This is a genomic window from Aminobacter sp. UC22_36, from assembly GCF_044056035.1.
Taxonomy (GTDB): domain Bacteria; phylum Pseudomonadota; class Alphaproteobacteria; order Rhizobiales; family Rhizobiaceae; genus Aminobacter.
This window is the reverse complement of sequence record NZ_CP171996.1, coordinates 522,830-542,143: the sequence shown is the minus strand read 5'-3', so window position 1 is coordinate 542,143 and position 19,314 is coordinate 522,830. Positions and strand designations below refer to the sequence as shown.

20 protein-coding genes and 2 pseudogenes are annotated in these 19,314 nt (G+C 64.5%); 11 read left to right on the top strand and 11 right to left on the bottom strand.

Annotated features, from left to right (window positions below):
* Positions 1 to 60: 60 nt before the first annotated feature.
* Positions 61 to 528 (top strand): SgcJ/EcaC family oxidoreductase, encoded by a 468-nt coding sequence (locus tag ACHMW7_RS05660; RefSeq protein WP_395449358.1) that lies wholly within the window; start codon positions 61 to 63, stop codon positions 526 to 528.
* Here ACHMW7_RS05660 and ACHMW7_RS05655 read toward each other — a convergent pair.
* The 6 genes and pseudogenes from ACHMW7_RS05655 to hemC form a co-directional block, all read right to left on the bottom strand.
* Positions 525 to 1,235: a glutamine amidotransferase gene (locus tag ACHMW7_RS05655; RefSeq protein ID WP_395449357.1), complete on the bottom strand. Its 711-nt coding sequence runs from the start codon at positions 1,233 to 1,235 to the stop codon at positions 525 to 527. The two genes, ACHMW7_RS05660 and ACHMW7_RS05655, sit on opposite strands and share 4 nt — an antisense overlap.
* Positions 1,236 to 1,242: 7 nt before the next feature.
* On the bottom strand, positions 1,243 to 1,722 hold the full coding sequence (locus ACHMW7_RS05650) for a TerB family tellurite resistance protein (protein ID WP_395449356.1): 480 nt from the start codon (positions 1,720 to 1,722) through the stop codon (positions 1,243 to 1,245).
* A 294-nt stretch (positions 1,723 to 2,016) separates the two neighbouring features.
* Positions 2,017 to 3,340 (bottom strand): annotated as a pseudogene (locus tag ACHMW7_RS05645) (heme biosynthesis protein HemY); the annotation flags it as partial.
* A gap of 10 nt (positions 3,341 to 3,350) precedes the next feature.
* Positions 3,351 to 4,709, bottom strand: a complete 1,359-nt coding sequence (locus ACHMW7_RS05640; protein WP_395449355.1) for a COG4223 family protein — start codon at positions 4,707 to 4,709, stop codon at positions 3,351 to 3,353.
* 121 nt (positions 4,710 to 4,830) lie between these two features.
* The gene (locus tag ACHMW7_RS05635; protein ID WP_395449354.1) at positions 4,831 to 5,547 is read right to left on the bottom strand and encodes a uroporphyrinogen-III synthase; all 717 of its coding nucleotides are present in this window, start codon (positions 5,545 to 5,547) and stop codon (positions 4,831 to 4,833) included.
* Positions 5,548 to 6,478 (bottom strand): annotated as a pseudogene (gene hemC, locus ACHMW7_RS05630) (hydroxymethylbilane synthase). It lies immediately after the preceding gene.
* A 98-nt stretch (positions 6,479 to 6,576) separates the two neighbouring features.
* Here hemC and tsaD point away from each other — a divergent pair.
* The 5 genes from tsaD to ACHMW7_RS05605 all read left to right on the top strand — a co-directional run bounded on the left by tsaD (position 6,577) and on the right by ACHMW7_RS05605 (position 10,197).
* The gene (gene tsaD, locus ACHMW7_RS05625) at positions 6,577 to 7,662 is read left to right on the top strand and encodes a tRNA (adenosine(37)-N6)-threonylcarbamoyltransferase complex transferase subunit TsaD (RefSeq protein ID WP_395451271.1); all 1,086 of its coding nucleotides are present in this window, start codon (positions 6,577 to 6,579) and stop codon (positions 7,660 to 7,662) included.
* Positions 7,659 to 8,642, top strand: a complete 984-nt coding sequence (locus ACHMW7_RS05620; RefSeq protein ID WP_395449353.1) for an NAD(P)H-dependent glycerol-3-phosphate dehydrogenase — start codon at positions 7,659 to 7,661, stop codon at positions 8,640 to 8,642. Before tsaD ends, ACHMW7_RS05620 begins: the two co-directional genes overlap by 4 nt.
* 133 nt (positions 8,643 to 8,775) lie before the next feature.
* Positions 8,776 to 9,072 carry a YciI-like protein gene (locus tag ACHMW7_RS05615; RefSeq protein WP_395449352.1) on the top strand — a complete coding sequence of 99 codons (297 nt, stop codon included), beginning with the start codon at positions 8,776 to 8,778 and terminating at the stop codon, positions 9,070 to 9,072.
* A gap of 22 nt (positions 9,073 to 9,094) precedes the next feature.
* Positions 9,095 to 9,529 carry an EVE domain-containing protein gene (locus ACHMW7_RS05610; RefSeq protein WP_395449351.1) on the top strand — a complete coding sequence of 145 codons (435 nt, stop codon included), beginning with the start codon at positions 9,095 to 9,097 and terminating at the stop codon, positions 9,527 to 9,529.
* Positions 9,484 to 10,197 (top strand): class I SAM-dependent methyltransferase, encoded by a 714-nt coding sequence (locus ACHMW7_RS05605; RefSeq protein WP_395449350.1) that lies wholly within the window; start codon positions 9,484 to 9,486, stop codon positions 10,195 to 10,197. The genes ACHMW7_RS05610 and ACHMW7_RS05605 overlap by 46 nt, the downstream gene beginning before the upstream one ends.
* A gap of 11 nt (positions 10,198 to 10,208) precedes the next feature.
* Here ACHMW7_RS05605 and gcvA read toward each other — a convergent pair whose 3' ends face one another.
* Positions 10,209 to 11,165: a transcriptional regulator GcvA gene (gene gcvA / locus ACHMW7_RS05600; protein WP_395449349.1), complete on the bottom strand. Its 957-nt coding sequence runs from the start codon at positions 11,163 to 11,165 to the stop codon at positions 10,209 to 10,211.
* A 134-nt stretch (positions 11,166 to 11,299) separates the two neighbouring features.
* On the opposite strand from gcvA, the gene ACHMW7_RS05595 reads away from it, so the two are divergent.
* The gene (locus ACHMW7_RS05595) at positions 11,300 to 11,548 is read left to right on the top strand and encodes a hypothetical protein (protein WP_395449348.1); all 249 of its coding nucleotides are present in this window, start codon (positions 11,300 to 11,302) and stop codon (positions 11,546 to 11,548) included.
* Between the two features lie 144 nt (positions 11,549 to 11,692).
* Here ACHMW7_RS05595 and ACHMW7_RS05590 read toward each other — a convergent pair whose 3' ends face one another.
* Positions 11,693 to 12,196: a L,D-transpeptidase gene (locus tag ACHMW7_RS05590; protein ID WP_395451270.1), complete on the bottom strand. Its 504-nt coding sequence runs from the start codon at positions 12,194 to 12,196 to the stop codon at positions 11,693 to 11,695.
* A 175-nt stretch (positions 12,197 to 12,371) separates the two neighbouring features.
* On the opposite strand from ACHMW7_RS05590, the gene ACHMW7_RS05585 reads away from it, so the two are divergent.
* Both ACHMW7_RS05585 and ACHMW7_RS05580 read left to right on the top strand, forming a co-directional pair.
* Complete coding sequence (locus tag ACHMW7_RS05585; protein ID WP_067956144.1) at positions 12,372 to 13,055, top strand: response regulator transcription factor; 684 nt, start codon at positions 12,372 to 12,374, stop codon at positions 13,053 to 13,055.
* Positions 13,056 to 13,183: 128 nt separating this feature from the next.
* The gene (locus ACHMW7_RS05580; protein ID WP_395449347.1) at positions 13,184 to 13,639 is read left to right on the top strand and encodes a cyclic nucleotide-binding domain-containing protein; all 456 of its coding nucleotides are present in this window, start codon (positions 13,184 to 13,186) and stop codon (positions 13,637 to 13,639) included.
* Between the two features lie 137 nt (positions 13,640 to 13,776).
* Here the strand turns inward: ACHMW7_RS05580 and xth are convergent, their stop codons facing one another.
* From xth to ACHMW7_RS05565, 3 genes are all read right to left on the bottom strand, one after another.
* Positions 13,777 to 14,583, bottom strand: coding sequence for an exodeoxyribonuclease III (xth, locus tag ACHMW7_RS05575; RefSeq protein ID WP_395449346.1), 807 nt, complete (start codon positions 14,581 to 14,583; stop codon positions 13,777 to 13,779).
* 173 nt (positions 14,584 to 14,756) lie between these two features.
* Positions 14,757 to 15,422 (bottom strand): outer membrane lipoprotein carrier protein LolA, encoded by a 666-nt coding sequence (locus ACHMW7_RS05570; RefSeq protein ID WP_395449345.1) that lies wholly within the window; start codon positions 15,420 to 15,422, stop codon positions 14,757 to 14,759.
* Between the two features lie 118 nt (positions 15,423 to 15,540).
* Positions 15,541 to 18,207, bottom strand: coding sequence for a DNA translocase FtsK (locus ACHMW7_RS05565; protein ID WP_395449344.1), 2,667 nt, complete (start codon positions 18,205 to 18,207; stop codon positions 15,541 to 15,543).
* A 252-nt stretch (positions 18,208 to 18,459) separates the two neighbouring features.
* Between ACHMW7_RS05565 and ACHMW7_RS05560 the strand changes: the two genes are divergently transcribed.
* Positions 18,460 to 18,711, top strand: coding sequence for a DUF1344 domain-containing protein (locus ACHMW7_RS05560; RefSeq protein WP_395449343.1), 252 nt, complete (start codon positions 18,460 to 18,462; stop codon positions 18,709 to 18,711).
* A gap of 137 nt (positions 18,712 to 18,848) precedes the next feature.
* A complete protein-coding gene (locus tag ACHMW7_RS05555; protein WP_395449342.1) occupies positions 18,849 to 19,268 on the top strand; it encodes a hypothetical protein in 420 nt (139 codons plus the stop codon).
* The last annotated feature ends 46 nt before the right edge of the window (positions 19,269 to 19,314 follow it).

Genomic DNA, 19,314 nt, shown 5'->3' with positions numbered 1-19,314 from the left:
TGCTTGCCCCGCCAGATCGCGGCAATGAAGAACACTGTGCGAGCATCGGGATAGTGCGGAATGACCATGGCCAATGTGGACGACAACGACCTCGCTTTGATCAACAAGCTGATCTCCGAAGTCGAGCGATCGCAGAACGAGCGCTCGGCCGACGATTTCCTCGCTTTGTTTCGCCCCGACGCTGTCTGGGTCACGGCCTTCGGCCGGCGCTTTTCCAGCAAGGTCGAGATCGCCGAGTTCACCCGCAAGGTGCTGACGCCCGACCTGGGCGACCAATACGCCCGCTATGACGTCGCCCATGTCACGATGCTGAGCCCGGAGGTAGCGGCGGTGAACATCCGCCAGCGCCCGGTCCACAAGGACGGCACGCCTATCGCCGGTGAACTCGAGGGTTCGCCGCTCTATGTGCTGGTCAAGGACGGTGGCCGCTGGATGAGCGGCGCCGGCCAGAACACCAAGGTGCAGACCGTGGCCATCGACACCCAGCAGGACGAAATCGACGCTCGTGACGGCAAGAAACAGGCTTAGCCCTTGGCCGGCTCGCCGAAGATCTTGACCAGGAATTCGTCGAGCCAGCGTTTGAGATGCATGTCCCAGATCAACCGACCGCCGAGATGGTCACGGCCGGGCTGGGCGCCGGGCAACACAAAACGCTCGGCCCCGCGCACCACCCAGCGCTGCATCATCACCCGCGTCAGCTCGGCATGGAACTGGATGCCCCAGGCATTGTCGCCATAGCGGAACGCCTGGTTGGGATAGCTATCGGATGAAGCCAGAAGCACCGCATCGCGCGGCAGCGAAAAACCCTCGCGGTGGAACTGGTAGACCATCTCGGGCCAGTGCATCAGCTTGCGGCCTTCCTCGGTCGCCCTGATCGGATACCAGCCGATCTCGACAAGCCCCTCGCCATGTCCCTCGACCTTGCCGCCAAGATGATTGACCAGCATCTGCGCGCCGAGGCAGATGCCGAGAAACGGCCGGTTCTCCTTGAGCGGCACAGCCAGCCAGTCGGTCTCGCGCCGCACGAACTCGTCGTGGTCGTTGGCGCTCATCGGCCCGCCAAAGACCACCGCGCCGGCATGTTCGTCGAGCGTCTCGGGCAGATGATCGCCAAGCGGCGGCCGGCGGATATCGAGATCGAAGCCGTTTTCGATCAGCACATGGCCGACGCGGCCAGCACTCGAATGCTCCTGATGCAGTACCACCAGGACCCTGGGGCGCGCCTTGCCCGGCATTGGCCGCTCACTCGTCCGCTTCGGGTCCGAATGAGCGCTGCGCCTTCTGTGCAGCCTTGCGCTTGGCTTCGACGCGGTCGCGGCTTTCCACGCCGATCAGCTCGGCGATGCGCCAGATGGTGTTGTCTTCCATCTCGTGCAACTCGCCATCGGCATAGACGATCTCCCACATCATGCCGATGAAGTCCTTGCGCGCCTGGTCGTCGAGGCTGCGCTTGAGCACGCTGGTGAAGGCGTAGAGATCGATCGCCTCATTGTCGGCCTGCTCGCCGGCCTTGACCAGCCGGTCGAGTTCCGCGCCCGAGATACCGTAGCTCTGGCTCAGCAGCTGCTTGACCCGCTCCCATTCGACGTCCTGCCGGTCGCCGTCGGCATCCATGACATGATACATCAGCGCCGCCGCGGCAACGCGCGGATCGTCCTCGCGGGCGACCCTGGAGCCCGCCGCCGGCAGGTCCTTCAGAAACGAAATCATGCGTTCGAACATCGTCGAATCCTGTTTGAACCAAGCCTAGATCCAGGCACGAGGGGAAATCAAAACAAACGGAACCGCTTCTGGGCGTTTTCCGCTCCACTTCGGGATCGACGCCCGGATCGTCGGGCAGGCGGATCGGTTCCGCCTTGTCGTCGTCGACAAGCGCCGCGATCCCGTCGGGAGCGGGCGGCACCGCCTTCGACGGCTCGACCACCTTTTCAGGCTCGGCATCGCTTTCGACGATCACGTCGACGATATCGTCGCCGGCCGGTTGCCCTGCGGCAATGCTCGGGATCTTCACCCGTTCGGCCGGCTCGTCATCCTGTTCGATCAGATGCCCGAGCCGCTCTTCCGGCGCCTTCCACTCGAAGGCGTCGAGCCTGCCGGTAACCGGCGAGAACGGTGCCCAGCGCTCGGAAACCACACCGTCCGCCACCCAGGCGGGATCGCGTGGCGCACGCACGGCGCGCGACAGCCACTGCCGCACCTTGCCCTGGTCGCCGCTCTGCGCTTCTTCGATATCGGCGAGCAAAAGGTAAGCGCCCTCGCGCGGCTGCATCCGCGCGGCAGCCTCCGCCTCGGAACGCGCCAGCTTGTAGTCCTGCGCCTCCAGCGCCGCCCGCGCCACGGCGAGCGAGGATTCGGCATGGTTCTGCTTCAGCGACTGCAGCTTCTTCGCCCGTGCCAGCCGGTCGAGCACGGCATCGCCGGGGCGGCCATGGACGTAGAGTTCGGCGATGTCGGGCAGCGGCTCTGCCTTCCATGCGGTCTCAAGCACCTTCGAGCCCTTGCGCACATCGTTCTGGCGCAGCAGCGCCTTGGCGGCGATGATCGCTGCCGGGCCAAAATCGGGACGAAGCCGATTGGCCTCAAGTGCAGCGGTCCGCGCAGCGTTGAAATCGCTCTCCAACAGCGACATCGCCTTGGCCGTCAACAGCACCGAACGCCTGATATTAGCCACGTCGCGCTCGATCTGGCGGGTCGACTTCTGCGCATCGATAAGCGCCAGCGCCCCGTCCCAGTCGCCGCGTTCGGTCTTTTCCTCGAGCGTCGAATCGGCGGCCCAGCCAAGCTGCGGCGCAAGGCCTGCGGCACGGCCGGCATAGTGGCGCGCCGCCGCCCGGTCGCCGAGCCGCTCGGCTTCGAGATATAGTCCGCGCAGGCCAAGCAGGCGCATTTCGGGATCGTCGAGCATCGCCTCGAACTTCTGCCGCGCGCTGTCATGGTCGCCTTCGAGCAGCGACGCCTGAGCGTCGAGCAGATGGATCAGCGGTTCCTGGTCGGAACTGATCAGCTTGACGGCTTCCTTGTTCTTCTTGCGTGCGAGTGCCGCATCGCCGGCACCTGCCGCGATCATACCGGTCGACAGCGCCTGGTAGCCACGGTCGCGCCGGCGGGCGCGGAAATGCCGGGCGATGGTGAAAGGGCTATTCCAAACCGCTTTGGTCAGCCACCATGTCAGCATTGCCGCCGCGACGATGGCGGTGATCGCCACCGCCGCCACCATCAGGCTGACCTTGTATTGGTAGCCGCTGAAGGTCACCACCATGTCGCCGGGGCGGTCGGCCAACCAAGCGAAGCCCAGCCCGAGCGCGAAGACGATGGCCAGATAAAACAGGATGCGGATCATCTGGCGTCCCTCATGCCTTCATCGCGCCGGCGACGAGCTTGTCGACAAGCGTTTCGACATCGAGCCGCGCCTTGAGCTTGGCGGCGAAGTTGGCGCCAGCGGCCTTGGCCGTGTCGGGCAGCGTGTCGTATTCGGCCAGCGCCTTGGCGAAATCGCCCTGGGTGACCGCAACCTCCAGGCGCGCCACCGTTTCCGGAACGCCGGTGCCCTCGACGGCCCCGATCGGCCGCACCTGCACCAGCTGTTCGGCACTCGACACCAGGCGCTCGAGAATGCCGGCATCGGCGTTGACGGGTTTCGCCGCCGCGATCATCGCATTCGCCGCTGCATCGGTTTCGGCCACGATGTCCGTGCGTGTCGGCACGCCCTTTTCGGCATGCGCCCTGAGTGCCACAAGCTCCGGCGCTTCAGGTGAAATGGCGGTAAAGGTTTCGAGCTCGGCGCCAAAGCCTGCGCCGCGGTCGACCGCAGCCTTCAGTGCGGAAGCGGCAATCGCCAGCGCGATCTTGGGCTGCGCCGCCTGCGCCTCGACCTTGGAGGTCAGGGTGGAAATCGACTGCTCCAGCGTCGCGATCTTGCCGTCGTCTGCCGTTGCGGCGGCACCTGCCGATTTCACCGCGGCATCCAGCCCCGCGACCCGCTCGTTGAGCGTCGCGATCTCGGTCGCGGCCCCGCTGTTCTGGCTGAGCGCGGTCACCGCCGTTTCGATCTGCTTGATGCGGCCGTCGAGCCCGGCAAGCGCTTCGCCCGATCCGGCCTGGCCGGCCGTCGATTTCAGCGCCTCGATCTCGGTTTTCGCCTGCTGGAGCGCTGCGGAAAGGCCTTCGACCTCGCCTTTCAGCGCACCGCCACCATTGGCCGCAGCGCTGAGATCGGCAAGCTGCGACTTCAGCGAGGCAAGTTCGGTCTGCACCTGCTCGACGCCGGAAGCCGGCGTGCCCAGGACCCCGCTATATTGCAACCCGGCAAAGCCCAGCGCGGCGATCAGGCCACCGACTAGTCCGGCCGCAAGCGTCGACGCGCTGCCGCGACGTGGTTCGACGGTCATCGTTGCGCCGCCATAGGCAGCAGAGCTCGGCCTGGCTGCAGCTTGATATGCCTCGGCCTCGGGCTGGTCGGGTCGCGCCGGCTGCTCATTGTCGAAACTGTAGTCATGGCTTGCCTGGCTGCCCTTCATGCTTGAACTTGTCTCGTCGCCGAAAGCAGAGGATGCCTGCGCCAACGCCTCGGAGGTTGCGCTGTCGGATGCAGCACTTGCTTCGCTCGTCGCCTCAGCTTCGGTAACGCGCGAAACCGCGCCCGGCTCCAGCTCGATCGTCACCGGCTCACGATGCGTTTTCGAATGGCGCGTCTTGGGCGTCTTGACCATGCTTGAAGCTCCGCGATTTCATTGGCCTGGATCCCGCGAACGCTGCGGGGGCGAAGAAGAAGACAAGTAACACACCACCGTCCCGCGAAAAAAGGCCGTGTGATGGCACGTCGACGCGACGTCAGTCGGACACGCCGAGAAGATCAAGCAGTGCGTCCTCGTTGGGGTCCAGCGCCACCTCGACGCGCAGGCCATCGACCAGTGCAGCGGCAATACGCCCGGACAGGCAAAAACACGTCGCCCCGCGCATCAGCAAATCAGCCTCGGCATGTCTTTGCATCAAGGTACCGAAGGCTGCGGCCGATCTTGCCGAATAGATCAGCACCGCGTCGATCGGCTGCCCGCCGAGTTGCTGGCGTACGAAGGAAGGATCGGGCGAAAGCGCGATCGTGTCGTAGGTCTCGATCGGCACCACCCTGGTGCCGTTGCTGCCGAGCCGGCGCTCGAAATCCGGCATCCGCACCCGACCGCAGAGATAGGCCAGCGTCGTCTCGCCAAGTTCGATTGATATCATGTCGGCAAGAGCGGCAGCGTCGCCAGGGCCTTCGTTGACCGAGAAAAATCCCGCCTTGCGTGCGCTTTCAGCCGTGCGTGCGCCGACCGCATGGCAAGGCAGGCGCCGCAAGCGCTCGATCAGACCGCTTGGTGCATGCCGCAGAGCATTGGCGCTGGTCACCGCGATCGCGGTCGCATCGGCTGGAACGCTGTCGCGTGCCACTGGCAGGGCACGCGTTTCGGAAAGTGGCAGCAGCACCGGCTCGAAGCCGAGCGCCTCAAGGCGCCGCGCGGTGCGGGTGGCGCCGGGTTCCGGCCTCGTCACCAGCACGCGCTGTGCCATCTAGCTCCACCCCTCGAAGAATGTCGTGCCGGCCCGTGCCCGCACCTCATCGCCGGCGTTCCAGCCGATTTCAACGGCATCCGCCACCCGGCCCTCGGCCCTGGCCTCGTGCCACAGCGTACCATCTGGCGTCAGGATAAGCCCGGAGAAAAGACAGCCTGTCGCCATCGATCTCGGCGTATCCGGCAATCGGGGTGCGGCACGAACCGTCGAGGGCGGCCAGAAACGCCCGCTCGCAAGCCAGTGCCTGGCCGGTCGGCCTGTGGTCGATCACTGCCAGCATGCCGGTGACATCGGTGTCGCCGACGCGGCTTTCAATGCAGATCGCGCCTTGCCCCGGCGCTGGCGGAAAGATGTCGAGCGGCATCAGGTCGGTGATGACATTCTCAAGCCCAAGGCGGCGCAGGCCGGCATTGGCGAGGATCGTGCCTTGCGCCACGCCCTCGTCGAGCTTGCGCAGGCGGGTCTGCACATTGCCGCGGAACATCACCACGTCGAGGTCAGGGCGCATGCGCCGGATCAGCGCCTGCCGCCTGAGCGACGACGAGCCGACGACAGCACCCTCAGGCAAATCCATGATCGTCGGCGCCGCGCGGCCGATAAAGGCGTCGCGCGGGTCCTCGCGTGGCAGGAACGCCGAGAGCTCCAACCCGTCGGGCAGCTGCGTCGGCATATCCTTGGACGAGTGCACGGCGATGTCGATCTCGCCGGCATACATCGCCTCTTCCAGTTCCTTGGTGAACAGGCCCTTGCCGCCGGCGAGCGACAGCGGCCGGTCCTGGATGCGGTCGCCACTGGTCGAAATCGCCACGATCTCGAACGCCTCTTCCGGCAGGCCGTGCGCCGCCATCAGCCGCGCACGCGTCTCATGCGCCTGCGCAAGCGCCAGCAGGCTGCCGCGGGTTCCGATTCTCAAGGCTCTAGTTTGCATAGCGCTTGGTCCGTGATAACCCCGCGCTGGCGGGGCGTTCCCGTACCTCCTATCTAGGAAATTACCACCGGGCAATCATGCAGGGTAGCGACCAATTGATCCGTGTTCTGGGCATCGAGACAAGCTGCGACGAAACCGCGGCCAGCGTCGTTGCGCTTGAAGCCGGCCAGCCGCCGCGCATCCTGTCGAGCACCGTGTTCAGCCAGATCGAGGAGCACGCGGCCTTTGGCGGCGTCGTTCCGGAGATCGCGGCGCGCGCCCATGTCGAAGCGCTCGACGGCATCGTCGAGGCAGCGCTTGAGGATTCCGGCCTGTCGCTCGCCGACATCGACGCTGTTGCCGCCACCGCCGGCCCCGGCCTCGTTGGCGGGCTGATCGTTGGGCTGATGACCGCCAAGGCGATAGCCGCTGCCGCCGGCAAGCCGCTGATCGCCATCAACCATCTCGAAGGCCACGCGCTGACGGCGCGCCTCACCGACGGCCTCGCATTTCCCTATCTTCTGTTGCTTGTCTCAGGCGGCCACACCCAGATCGTTCTGGTCAAGGGCGTCGGCGACTACCAGCGCTGGGCCACCACCATCGACGACGCGCTTGGCGAAGCCTTCGACAAGACCGCCAAGATGCTGGCCCTGCCCTATCCCGGCGGCCCCAATGTCGAGAAGGCAGCCCAGTCTGGCGACGCCACCCGCTTTGTCTTCCCGCGCCCGATGAAAGGTTCGGCCCAGCCCGACTTCTCCTTCTCCGGCCTCAAGACATCGGTGCGCCAGGCGGCAACCGCCGTGGCTCCCTTGAGCGACCAGGATGTCGCCGACATCTGCGCTTCGTTCCAGGCGGCTGTTGCCGATACGCTCGGCGACCGGGTCAAGCGCGCGCTGGCCCGTTTCCGCGCTGAGTTCCCCGATACGGCCGTGCCCGCTCTCGTCGTTGCCGGCGGCGTCGCCGCCAATCGCCAGATCCGTGCCATGCTGGAGAAGCTTTGCGCCGACAACGGCTTTGCCTTCATCGCGCCGCCGATGGCGCTGTGCACCGACAACGCCGCGATGATCGCCTGGGCCGGCATCGAGCGGTTGCGCGCCAATCTCGTTGAACCGGACGCATTCGATTTTGTCCCGCGCTCGCGCTGGCCGCTCGACAGCGTGTCGGCGCCGGTGGTTGGATCCGGCAGGCGGGGAGCCAAGGCATGAGCGCATACAAGGTCACGGTTCTCGGCGGCGGCGCCTGGGGCACGGCTCTGGCACTCGCCATGCTGCGCGCCGGCCATGCCGTCACGCTTTGGGCCCGCGACAGCGAGAGCGTCGCTTCTATCCGCACTGGCACAAACCCGCGCTATCTCCCCGGCATCACCTTCGAAACCGGCATTGCCGCCACAACCGATCTCGCGGCAAGTCTTGCCGGCACCGATTGCGTGCTGGTCGTCACGCCGGCGCAGGCGCTGCGCAGCGTCCTGACCGAGATCAAGCCGCATATCGCGGACCATGTGCCGCTGGTACTGTGCGCCAAGGGCATCGAGCGCGACACCGGCGGGCTTTTGTCCGATATCTCCAACGCGATCCTGCCCGACAATCCCGTGGCAGCACTTTCCGGACCAAGCTTCGCCACCGACGTGGCGCGTGGCCTGCCCACCGCCGTTGTCGTTGCGTCGGAGGATGAGGCGCGAGCCTCCGCGCTTGCGACCCGCTTCTCCGCTGCCAACCTGCGCTGCTATTCCAGCGACGATCTCATCGGCGTCGAAATCGGCGGCGCACTCAAGAACGTCTTCGCCATCGCCGCCGGTGCCGTCACCGGTGCTGGCCTTGGCGCATCGGCCCAGGCGGCGCTTGTCACCCGTGGTTTCGTCGAACTGCGTCGCATCGGCGCTGCCTTCGGCGCCCGGCCCGAAACGCTGATGGGGCTGTCCGGCCTCGGCGACCTGATGCTGACCTGCTCGTCGGTGCAGTCGCGCAACTTCGCCTATGGTGTCGCACTCGGAAAAGGCGAGGAACTCGCCGGACGTCCGCTCGCCGAAGGTGTCGCCACGTCCTACATCGCCGCCCGCATCGCCCGCGAACGTGGCCTCGACGCGCCGATCATCGAGGCCGTGGCCGCCCTGCTCGACAACGCCATCACCATCAACGAGGCCGTCGCCGGGCTGATGACCCGTCCGCTGCGCGCCGAAGCCGATTGACCCGTTACAGCGTCCTTTGCGTGTCCTTTTGGACACGCAAAGGACGCTGTAACACTTTGAATCTGTGCATGATCCTTTTCCGAAGATGGATTCCGATTTTCGGGATCTTGCACCAGGAGGATAAAAGACAACGATGCTTTTCGCACTGATCTGCAAGGACAAGCCGAACCATCTCCAGGTCCGCCTCGACGCGCGGCCCGACCACGTTGCCTTCCTCAACGACCTCAACGCCAAGGGTGCGCTGAAATTCGCCGGCCCCTTCCTCGACACCGACGGCAAGCCGGACGGCTCGCTTGTCGTCATCGAAGCCGCCGATGCGGCGGCGGCGCAGGCAGTTGCGGGCACCGATCCTTATGCCAAGGCCGGCCTGTTTGCGAGCGTCGACATCCGGCCTTGGAACTGGGTGTTCAACAACCCGGCCAGCGCCTGAACCACAAGCCTAGAGGGACGACATGAGCGAAAAGAATTACTGGTTGTTCAAATCCGAGCCGTTTAAATTCTCCTTTGCGATGCTGAAGGCCAAGGGCAAGGAGGGCACGCAATGGGACGGCGTGCGCAACTACCTCGCCCGCAACAACATGCGCGCCATGCAGATCGGCGATCTCGGCTTTTTCTACCACTCCAATGAAGGGCTCGAGGTTGTCGGCATCGCCGAGGTCTGTGCGCTCGCCCACCACGACACCACCACCGAAGATCCGCGCTGGGAATGCGTCGACATCCGCTACCACAGCGAGATCCCGAAGCCGGTCACCCTTGTCGACGTCAAGGCCAACCCGGCGCTGGAAAAGATGGCGCTGGTCACCTCGATGCGCCTGTCCGTCCAGCCGGTCACCTCTGACGAATGGCAGGAAGTCTGCCGCATGGCCGGGCTCGACAAGGCGCCGTGACCACGGCTTCCGTGACAAGGCTCACACCCGAGGTTGCTGCAACCTTCATCCGCGCCAACACGGCGCTGATGCGCCCGCCGCATGTGCCTGAGATCGCGCTCCATCTCGCCGACGAGGCGCATGATCTGTGGCACCGGACCGAGGAGCAGCTGTCCGAAATCGGCCTGCCGCCACCCTTCTGGGCTTTCGCCTGGGCCGGCGGCCAGGGACTTGCGCGATACGTGCTCGACAATCCCCAAACCGTTGCCGGCAAGCGCGTGCTCGACTTCGCCTCCGGCTCCGGTCTCGTCGCCATATCAGCGATGCAGGCGGGCGCTGCTGCAGTCGTCGGCGCCGACATCGACCCGTTCTGCGAAGCGGCGATCCGCCTCAACGCGGCGGCGAATGCTGTAGCGGTCCATTTCACTGGCATCGACCAGGTCGGACGCGACGATGGCTGGGATGTCGTGCTCGCCGGCGACGTCTTCTATGAAAAACCCTTCGCCGACCGGCTCGTGCCGTGGTTCGAAGCGCTCCGGGCACGCGGCGCCGACGTGCTCGTCGGCGACCCGGGCCGCTCCTACTTGCCCAAGGACCGGCTCGAGAAACTCGCCACCTACGAGGTGCCGGTCACCCGCGCGCTCGAAGATGCCGAGGTCAAGCGCACCACCGTCTGGCGCTTCGCCTGATCTTCGCTTGCCTATGACGGCCTGAAATCGTCCCAGCTTCGCCGGGTCGGATCGGCCTGCGGGTTGTGGACTTCGTTCAGCAGCCAGTCCTTGAAGGCAATGACCCGTGCATCGTTGGCGGATGCGACCGGATAGACCAGGTGATAGGCGAACTCTCGCGCCACCTTGATGCCCAGCTCGAACGGCCGCACCAGCCGCCCCTCGGACAGGTCGTTGGCCACCATGGCGAAGTCGGCGAGCGCCACCGCACTGCCGTCGAGCGCTGCCTGCACCGCATCGGATGAGGTGGTGAACACCACCGAGCGGCTGTCGTCGAAATCGTCGACGCCGGCGGCCGCCATCCACATCCGCCAGTTCGGCCATGTCACACCTTGCTGCGACCATTCGATGTGCACCAGCGTGTGGTGGAAGAGATCGCGCGGCACACGCAGCGGCGGGCCCGACGCCAGCAAGGCCGGGCTGCACACCGGAATGATGATGTTGTCGAACAGCCTGTTGGCAATGAGCCCCGGATATTTGCCGGTGCCGAAGCGGATGCCGACATCGACGTCGTCGAGGTCGAAATCGCGCACCTCGTAACTGATGTCGAACCTGAGATCGATATCAGGGTGCAGCTTGCGGAAAGCGTCGATGCGCCGCATCAGCCACTTGGCCGCGAACTGCGCGTCGAGCGTCACCTTGAGCAGAGCTGTCCCGCGCGTCAGCTTGCGCGCCCGCGAAACCGCGCGGTTGAGCAGGTCGAGCACATCGACGGAAGCATCCACCAGCGCCGCCCCCGCTTCGGTCAGCCGGATGCTGCGGCTGGTGCGGGTGAACAGCACCACGCCGAGCTGGTCCTCGATTTCCTTGATCTGGTGGCTGACAGCGGCCGGCGTCAGGCCGAGTTCGTCGGCGGCACGGGTGAAATTCAGATGCCGGCCGGCTGCCTCCAGCGTCCGCAGTGCACGTGTTCCGGGTACGAAGCGCATCGCATGATCTTCAAATTTGGTTTGATGATCGAGAAAGAACTACTCGTTTCTCTTTTGACTTTCAAAGTCGCATCATGAGCCCAGTTCAATCAATGTCAAACCGGATTTGATGTCCGGACGAAACGGAACCGACCATGTCTACCGCTGTCCTGAGAGCTCCATTTGCCCAGCCGTCCCGGCTACAGCCGGTTTTCGACTGGTTTCGCCAGATGAAATCGGCGCTCAACGTGCCGGTGCAGGATGTGACCGAGTTGTCTGAGCACTATCGCCGCGACACCGGCATTGCCAGCAAGGATATCGCCAAGGCCGTCGACGCCGATCTTGGTCGGCTCGGCCTGCTCGACATCGGCTGGCAGCCACCACGCCGCCAAAACCGCCGCTGAACCCCATCTCCCAAGCTCACTCTGGGAGCACACTCGGCCCGAGGATCATGTCTCCCGATCTTCGGGCCGCTTTCTTTGCGGCGCCCGCATGGATGCGCCAGAGCGCTCCCTTCCGAAATCAGACCGCGACCTGCGGCCACGCGCCTAGCGCACCACCTTCAGCACCGTGCGCCTCGACAGGTGCGGCAGAAGCCGCGCCATCACCTGCGCTGTGACCGCCACGCAGCCTTGTGTCGGCGTGAAGCCCGGTCGCGTCAAATGGAAGAAGATCGCGCTGCCGCGTCCGCGCCGCCGTGGCCTGATGTTCCAGTCGAGCACCAGGCAAGCGTCATAGAGCCGGTCGTCGCGCTTCATCCGCTCATGGCTCGCGCCATAAGGTATCTTCACCGGCCTGTTGTAGTTGCGGTCGTCTGGCACTTCGCACCAGCCGAGATCGGCGCCGATCGGGCTCATCGGCAAGCGGCTTCGCCCCGCCACGAACTGGTCGCGGCGAAAATAACCCGACAACAGGCGCATCGCGGCCAGCGGCGTGCCGCCGTCGCCCTCGCGCTTGTTTGCGGTGATGCCGCCCCGCCCGAGCGCGCACGGGAACACCGTGCCCCCTATTTGCACCAGCCCCTTGGTCGGGTCGCCGGGCTTGGCCCGCACGACGATGGTGGAAATGCCATTTCGCAAAAAATCACCCGCCCCAATTACGCCTTTGATTTTTCTTGTATGATCGCCTTGCGGAACAAATCACTACCGCTGAAAGTTGTGGCGATCAGCTTCCGCATTCGATTGCCGCGGTCAACAGAATACTGATTTTGAAACAACGGATTGATCCATGACCTCACGCACCATCCTCATCGTCGACGATGACGACGATCTGCGCAGCACGCTGGTCGAACAGCTCGCGCTCTACGAGGAATTCGAAGTCCTTGAGGAAGCGACGGCGGCCAAGGGCGTCAACGCGGCGCGCGCCGGCCTCATCGACCTGCTGATCATGGATGTCGGCCTGCCCGACATGGACGGGCGCGAGGCGGTGAAGATCCTGCGCAAGGGCGGCTACAAGGCGCCGATCATCATGCTGACCGGCCACGACACCGATTCGGACACGATCCTCGGCCTCGAAGCCGGCGCCAACGACTATGTCACCAAGCCGTTCCGCTTCGCTGTCCTGCTCGCCCGTATCCGCGCCCAGCTGCGCCAGCACGAGCAGAGCGAGGACGCCACCTTCTCGGTCGGGCCCTACACCTTCAAGCCGAGCCAGAAGCTTCTCATCGATGCGCGCGGCGGCAAGGTCAGGCTGACCGAAAAGGAAGCCTCGATCATCAAATATCTCTACCGCGCAGACCAGAAAGTGGTCACCCGCGACGTCCTTCTCGAGGAAGTCTGGGGTTATAATTCGGGTGTCACGACCCACACGCTGGAAACCCATGTCTACCGGCTGCGCCAGAAGATCGAGCGCGATCCTTCCAATGCGGAAATTCTTGTGACAGAAAGCGGCGGATACAAGCTGGTCCCCTGACTGGTTTGCTGAATCGACCCGAAAATCGGCTTTGGTTTTCGGGGGGATAAGCGGATTATGTTGTTAGTTTGGAGCGGGGAACCGGCTAACAACAGGGAAGGGAGCCAGTCTGAGAAGTCGGGGACATAATGGCGCTGGATGACGACATCCGCATCCTGTCCGGCGTGAGGCTGTTTGAGGGCTTCACACAAGAACAGCTGCGTTTGCTGGCCTTCGGTGCGGAGAATGTGAACCTCCCCGCCGATCGCAAGCTCTACCGCGAGGACGACGAGGCCGATTCGGCTTATGTCGTGATATCGGGACGTATAGCGCTTTACCGCGAGGTTGACGGCATACGCGCCGAAGTCGGCACTGCCGGCCCCGGCTCGATGCTGGGCGAACTCGCCCTCATCGCCGACACCAGGCGCCTGACCAGTGCCGCCGCCGCAATCGATTCGGAAATCATCCGGCTCAACCGCAAGATGTTCCACCGCATTCTCGAGGAATACCCCGAGGCCGCGGCCCGCCTGCACCAGCACATCCTCGAAGACCTCCAGGACATGCTCGCCCGCATCGAAAGCCTGGCGCCAAGATTCGGGAAGTAGCTTCGCACAGCGCTCGAAAACGCGTTCCGGTGAGACAGCTGGTGCGGCTTTCGAGAACCGGAGCGGAGCGGACGTTCAGGTCCGTGAGCACCGGAAACGCAGAAAGCTGCGGCAGATGTCCGCTTGGGCGGGTTTTCTCAGTCCAGGTCGAACCGCGCAATGACCGGCACATGATCCGACGGCCGCTCCCAACCGCGCGCAGCACTCAGGATGTCGATGCCCGTCAGCCGCGGCGCGAGATTCGCCGATGACCAGATATGGTCGAGCCGGCGGCCGCGGTTGGAGATCTCCCAATCCTTCGCCCGGTAGCTCCACCAGGTGTAGATCTTCTGGTCGTCGGGCACGTTGAGCCGCATCAGGTCGACCCACGCACCGGCGTTGCGCATCGCCTCGAAACTCTCGGTCTCGACCGGCGTGTGACTGACGACGTTGAGCAACTGCTTGTGTGACCAGACATCGTGCTCCAGCGGCGCGATGTTGAGGTCGCCGACAAGCACCGATGCCGAGTTCTCGTCATGATCGGCGCGGATTGCGTTCATTTCCGAAACGAAGCCGAGCTTGTGGCGGAACTTCGGATTGATCTCGACATCTGGCTCGTCGCCGCCGGCCGGAACGTAGAAATTGTGCAGCACAACCTTCTTGCCGCCGGCGTCGAAGCGCACCGACAAATGCCGGCTGTCGTCGATTTCGCAGAAGCGGCGCTTTTCCACGATCTCCAGCGGGCGCCGCGCCACGGTTGCGACGCCGTGATAGCCCTTCTGGCCGTGGATCGCGATGTGTTCGTAGCCGATCTTGCGGAACGCCGCCGACGGAAACTGGTCGTCCGGACACTTGGTTTCCTGCAGGCACAGGACGTCGGGGGCATACTCGGTGAGCAGTCGCTCGACAAGCGGCATGCGCAGGCGTACGGAGTTGATGTTCCAGGTGGCGATGGAAAAGGGCATGGCGGGTTCCGGCACGAAGTTGCGGCGGAACCTGCCAGCACGGGCCTGCGATGACAAGGCACGATGCCATAAGCGGCGCCACGAGCGCCGCTGTCCACAACTAAGCCGGGCAAACCCAAGGTCGAAACCTGCCAAGTCAGATGACCGGCAAGGTAGACTTGGCAAGCAGCTTATCAGTCGCTCTTCTTTTGCACGTTCAGCTCGCGGTTGAGCTTGTAGTCGATCTTGAACGTATCGCCAGGGAAGGAACCGCCCTGCTTGACGTTGAACACCATCACCGTGGTGTCCTTGCCCTGCGCGTCGGTGATCGTCCACTGGCGCAGCTCGTAGGACTTGGGGTCGAACATCATGGTGATGGTCGAATTGCCGAACACCTGCTTGTCGGACAGCTTGATCGTGGTCAGGTCGTCCTCTTCGGTGACGCTCCTGACCTTGTTGCCGGAGAGATCGATGCGCTCGTCGAGCAACAGCTTCAGCGGTGTCTTCGACAGCGGATAGAGGTCGGATGTGCGCATCTTCGAGTTCAGGATGACCACCGACTGGCCGTCCGAGATGACCTTGAAATTCGATGGCGCCTCGTAGTTGAAGCGAATTTTGCCCGGACGCTGCAGGAAGAACTTGCCGCCGGTCTGCTCGCCGCGCGGGCCGAACTGCACGAACTCGCCCGACATCGAGCGCACGCTCGAGAAATGGTCGGCGATGCGCTGGGCTGCATCGGAGCCTTGCGCCTGTGCCTGGGCAGGGGTCTGCAATGCAATCAGCGGTGTCGCTGTCAGGGCGATCGCCGCCGCGAAACCGAGCAGGCGTCGGCGGGTCGGGGTGCGGATGTCGTCGTTCATGCCGGTTACTCTCTCATTCCAGTTCGACGGTTGTATCGGCACTTAGTAGGGCTGAAGTTTGACATGGTTCACGCCACACGTCCCTGAACGCGAAAACGTGATCGCCGGTTACCTGATCCTACATCTTGTCGTCTTCGGTCGGCACCAGAATCTCGCGCTTGCCGGCATGGTTGGCGGCACCGACGATGCCTTCCTTTTCCATCCGCTCGATAATCGAGGCGGCACGGTTGTAGCCGATGCCGAGCCGGCGCTGGATGTAGCTGGTCGACGCCTTGCCGTCGCGCAGCACCACGGCCACCGCCTGGTCGTAGGGATCGTCCGAATCCTCGAAGTTGCCACCGCCGCCGTTGCCGCCACCGCCCTTACCCGACGGCTCGTCCTCGTCTTCGCCGTCGTCTTCGGTGATGGCGTCGAGATATTCCGGCACGCCCTGCAGCTTGAGATGGGCGACGACCTTTTCGACTTCTTCATCGGCGACGAACGGGCCGTGGACACGCTGGATGCGGCCGCCGCCGGCCATGTAGAGCATGTCACCCATGCCGAGCAGCTGCTCGGCGCCCTGCTCGCCCAGAATGGTGCGGCTGTCGATCTTCGACGTCACCTGGAACGAGATGCGGGTCGGGAAGTTGGCCTTGATCGTACCGGTGATGACGTCGACCGACGGACGCTGGGTTGCCATGATGACATGGATGCCGGCGGCGCGGGCCATCTGCGCCAGGCGCTGGACGGCCCCTTCGATGTCCTTGCCGGCGACCATCATCAGGTCGGCCATCTCGTCGATGATGACGACGATATAGGGCAGCGGCGCCAGGTCGAGGTTTTCGGTCTCGTAGATCGCCTCGCCGGTCTGGCGGTCGAAACCGGTCTGCACCGTGCGCGAGATTTGCTCGCCCTTCTTCTCGGCCTGGCTGACACGCGCATTGAAGCCGTCGATGTTGCGCACGCCGACCTTGGACATCTTGCGGTAGCGGTCTTCCATCTCCCGCACCGTCCACTTCAGCGCCACCACCGCCTTCTTCGGGTCGGTGACGACAGGCGTCAGCAGGTGCGGAATGCCGTCATAGACCGACAGTTCGAGCATCTTCGGATCGATCATGATCAGGCGGCATTCCTGCGGCGTCATGCGATAGAGCAGCGACAGGATCATCGTGTTGATCGCCACCGACTTGCCCGAGCCGGTGGTACCGGCAACGAGCACGTGCGGCATCTTGGCGATGTCGACGATGACCGCCTCGCCATTGATGGTCTTGCCGAGCGCCAGCGCCAGCTTCGACTTGGTCGTCTCGAAGTCGCGGCTTGCCAGGATCTCGCGGAGATAAACGGTTTCGCGCTTGGCGTTGGGCAGTTCGATGCCGATGGCATTGCGCCCCGGCACGACAGCGACGCGGGCGGCGATCGCACTCATCGAGCGCGCGATGTCGTCGGCAAGGCCAATAACGCGCGACGACTTGATGCCGGGCGCCGGCTCGAGTTCGTAGAGCGTGACGACGGGGCCGGGGCGGACATGGATGATCTCGCCCTTGACGCCAAAATCCTCGAGCACGCCTTCGAGCAGGCGCGCGTTCTGTTCGAGCGCGTCCTTCGACAGCGAGGCGTCGCGCACCACGTTCTTGGGTTCGGCCAGGAAATGCAGCGACGGCATCTCGAAGGTCTCGGCGCCGATCAGCGTGGTCTGCGCCTCACGCTGGACACGAGCGCCGGGCGCGGGCCGGGGTGCTGGTGCCTCGACCCGTGCCGGGGCGGGCGCCCCATTCGCCGGTGAGCGGAAATTCTGCACCTGGGCGTTGGCGCCGCGACGTTCGGCCGGCACTGGTGGCATGTCCATGTCGTCGTCGCCGAAGACATCCTGGTCGTCGGGATCGATCGAAACGGCACGCTCTTGCGACACCATCTGGGCAAAGAATTCGGGTTCGACCCGCGCACGGCCGCCTGTTGTAACCCGCTGTTCGGCGCGCTCGGCCGATTCGACGCGCTCGGCCGCCTGCCGCCAGGCGCTCTCGCGCTTGACCGGCGGCATGTCGTAGCCTTCCAGCTCACGGCGCTTGGCGGCGCGGCGGCGCAGATAGGCCTTGGCCGACAGCCACCAATGGGTGATGGCACCAAGCGCCAGCACGCCCTCGTTTTCGTCCTCGTCCTCGTCGTCGAAGCTGGCGAAATCCTGCTCGCGCATGTCGGGCTTGGGCTTGGGATTGACCACGGCAAAGCCGTTTTCGCGGTTGAGCAGGCCGGCACCGAAGGCAAACAGCCAGATCGCCGGTGCGATCAGCAAAACGCCGATGACCGTGGCGATCAGCCCGGTCGGGTAACCGCCGATGAACAGTCCCGGCACCTTGAGCACCATGTCGCCGAACACGCCGCCAAGGCCGGTCGGCAGCGGCCAGGTCGGCGGTGCGCCGACACAGCCGGCAATCGCTGCGCCAAGAAGTGCGGAGCCGAACCAGACAAGGCCGCGCTTGGGCATGCGGTCGACGCCGCGCGCGGTGGCGAACAGCACACCCCAGATCACCGCTGGCATCAGCGCAGCGACCGAAGCCAGCCCGAAGAACTGCATCGCGAGGTCGGCGAACACCGCACCCGGATAACCCATGGCGTTGGTAACGGGATTGTCGGTGGCGTGGCTGAAGCTTGGATCGGCAACGTTCCAGGTGCCGAGCGCCGCGAGCCCGAAGGCGACGAAGGCAAACAGGCCAAGACCCGCCGCGCGGCCTGCTTGCCGTCGCGCGAATGCCTGAATGCCGTGCCCCGTCTCGGTCAGCGCGAGCGGTGAGGAAACCCCAGAACGCATGCCTCGTCCCCGTCCATTGATGCCGTAGCCCGCATGCGAACGCATCGCGGGCAGATTCGGTCGTCAGACTATCGGGGCGAAGGTTAAGGCGGCATTAAGGTTAAGCCATTGTTCACATGACAGGCATGTTGCCGCTGCCGCGAACCTCGGGAATGGGTCGCGGCCTCGGCCCGGCAGCGGTATTTTTGATGCAACCATCCCACCGCTTTGGCGTTGGATTTGCCGGAAGGGACTCAAACCAGGAGAAACAGAATGAGAAAGCTCATTTTGGCTTTGGGAGCCGCGGCACTGATGGCCGGCGCAGCTTGGGCTGCTTCGGCCGACGGCGTGGTCAAGGAGTTCAACAAGGACACCCGGGTCATCACGCTGGAGGACGGCAAGACCTATACCGTTCCTGCTGATGTCGCGCTGCCGGCCGATCTGGCGGCAGGCATGAAGGTATCGATCACGGTTGCCGATGACGACGCCACCAAGGTCACGGCGGTGACGACATCGGCGATGTAATCCGGCCATCTGCCTGGCATGAAAAAGGACCCCGCCCCTTAGGGCGGGGTTTTTCCGTTCCTAGGTGCAAAACAGGCTTGCCGCAGGAGCCGCATCGCCATAGTTTTCCATATTAGAAAAATCTAATGGAGGCAGCGATGAAGCACCACAGCATCGAGCAACTGCAAGCCTTCGCCGACGTCCAGCCGCTCAGCCCCTATTTGCCGATGACGCGCACCGAGCGTCTCGAGCGCTGGGCCCGACTGCTTGAAGACCAGCCGGAACGGCGCCTGGGTACCCTTTCCGGCACCGAATATGCCCCGCGCGCCGAACGGCTTGCCATGCGCGTACCGGGTTCGCCCATCACGGTGGCATTCGAGGACCCCGCCTTCCGGGCAACGGGCCTCGGCGACGACAGCTACGGCGAGGCCAAGCGTTTCTTCGACCTGTCCGACCGGCAGCTACACAACATCGTCTGCTATTGCCATTTCGGCGATGCCGTCAGGGGCGCCAGCGCCGCCCGCCGTGTCCGCGCGGCGATCGGCTTGTGGCCACGCATCCGGGCATTCTTCGCCTGAGCGCAACGATAGTCGCTGTCGACCTGAGTACTCCCTGCGTGGGCCC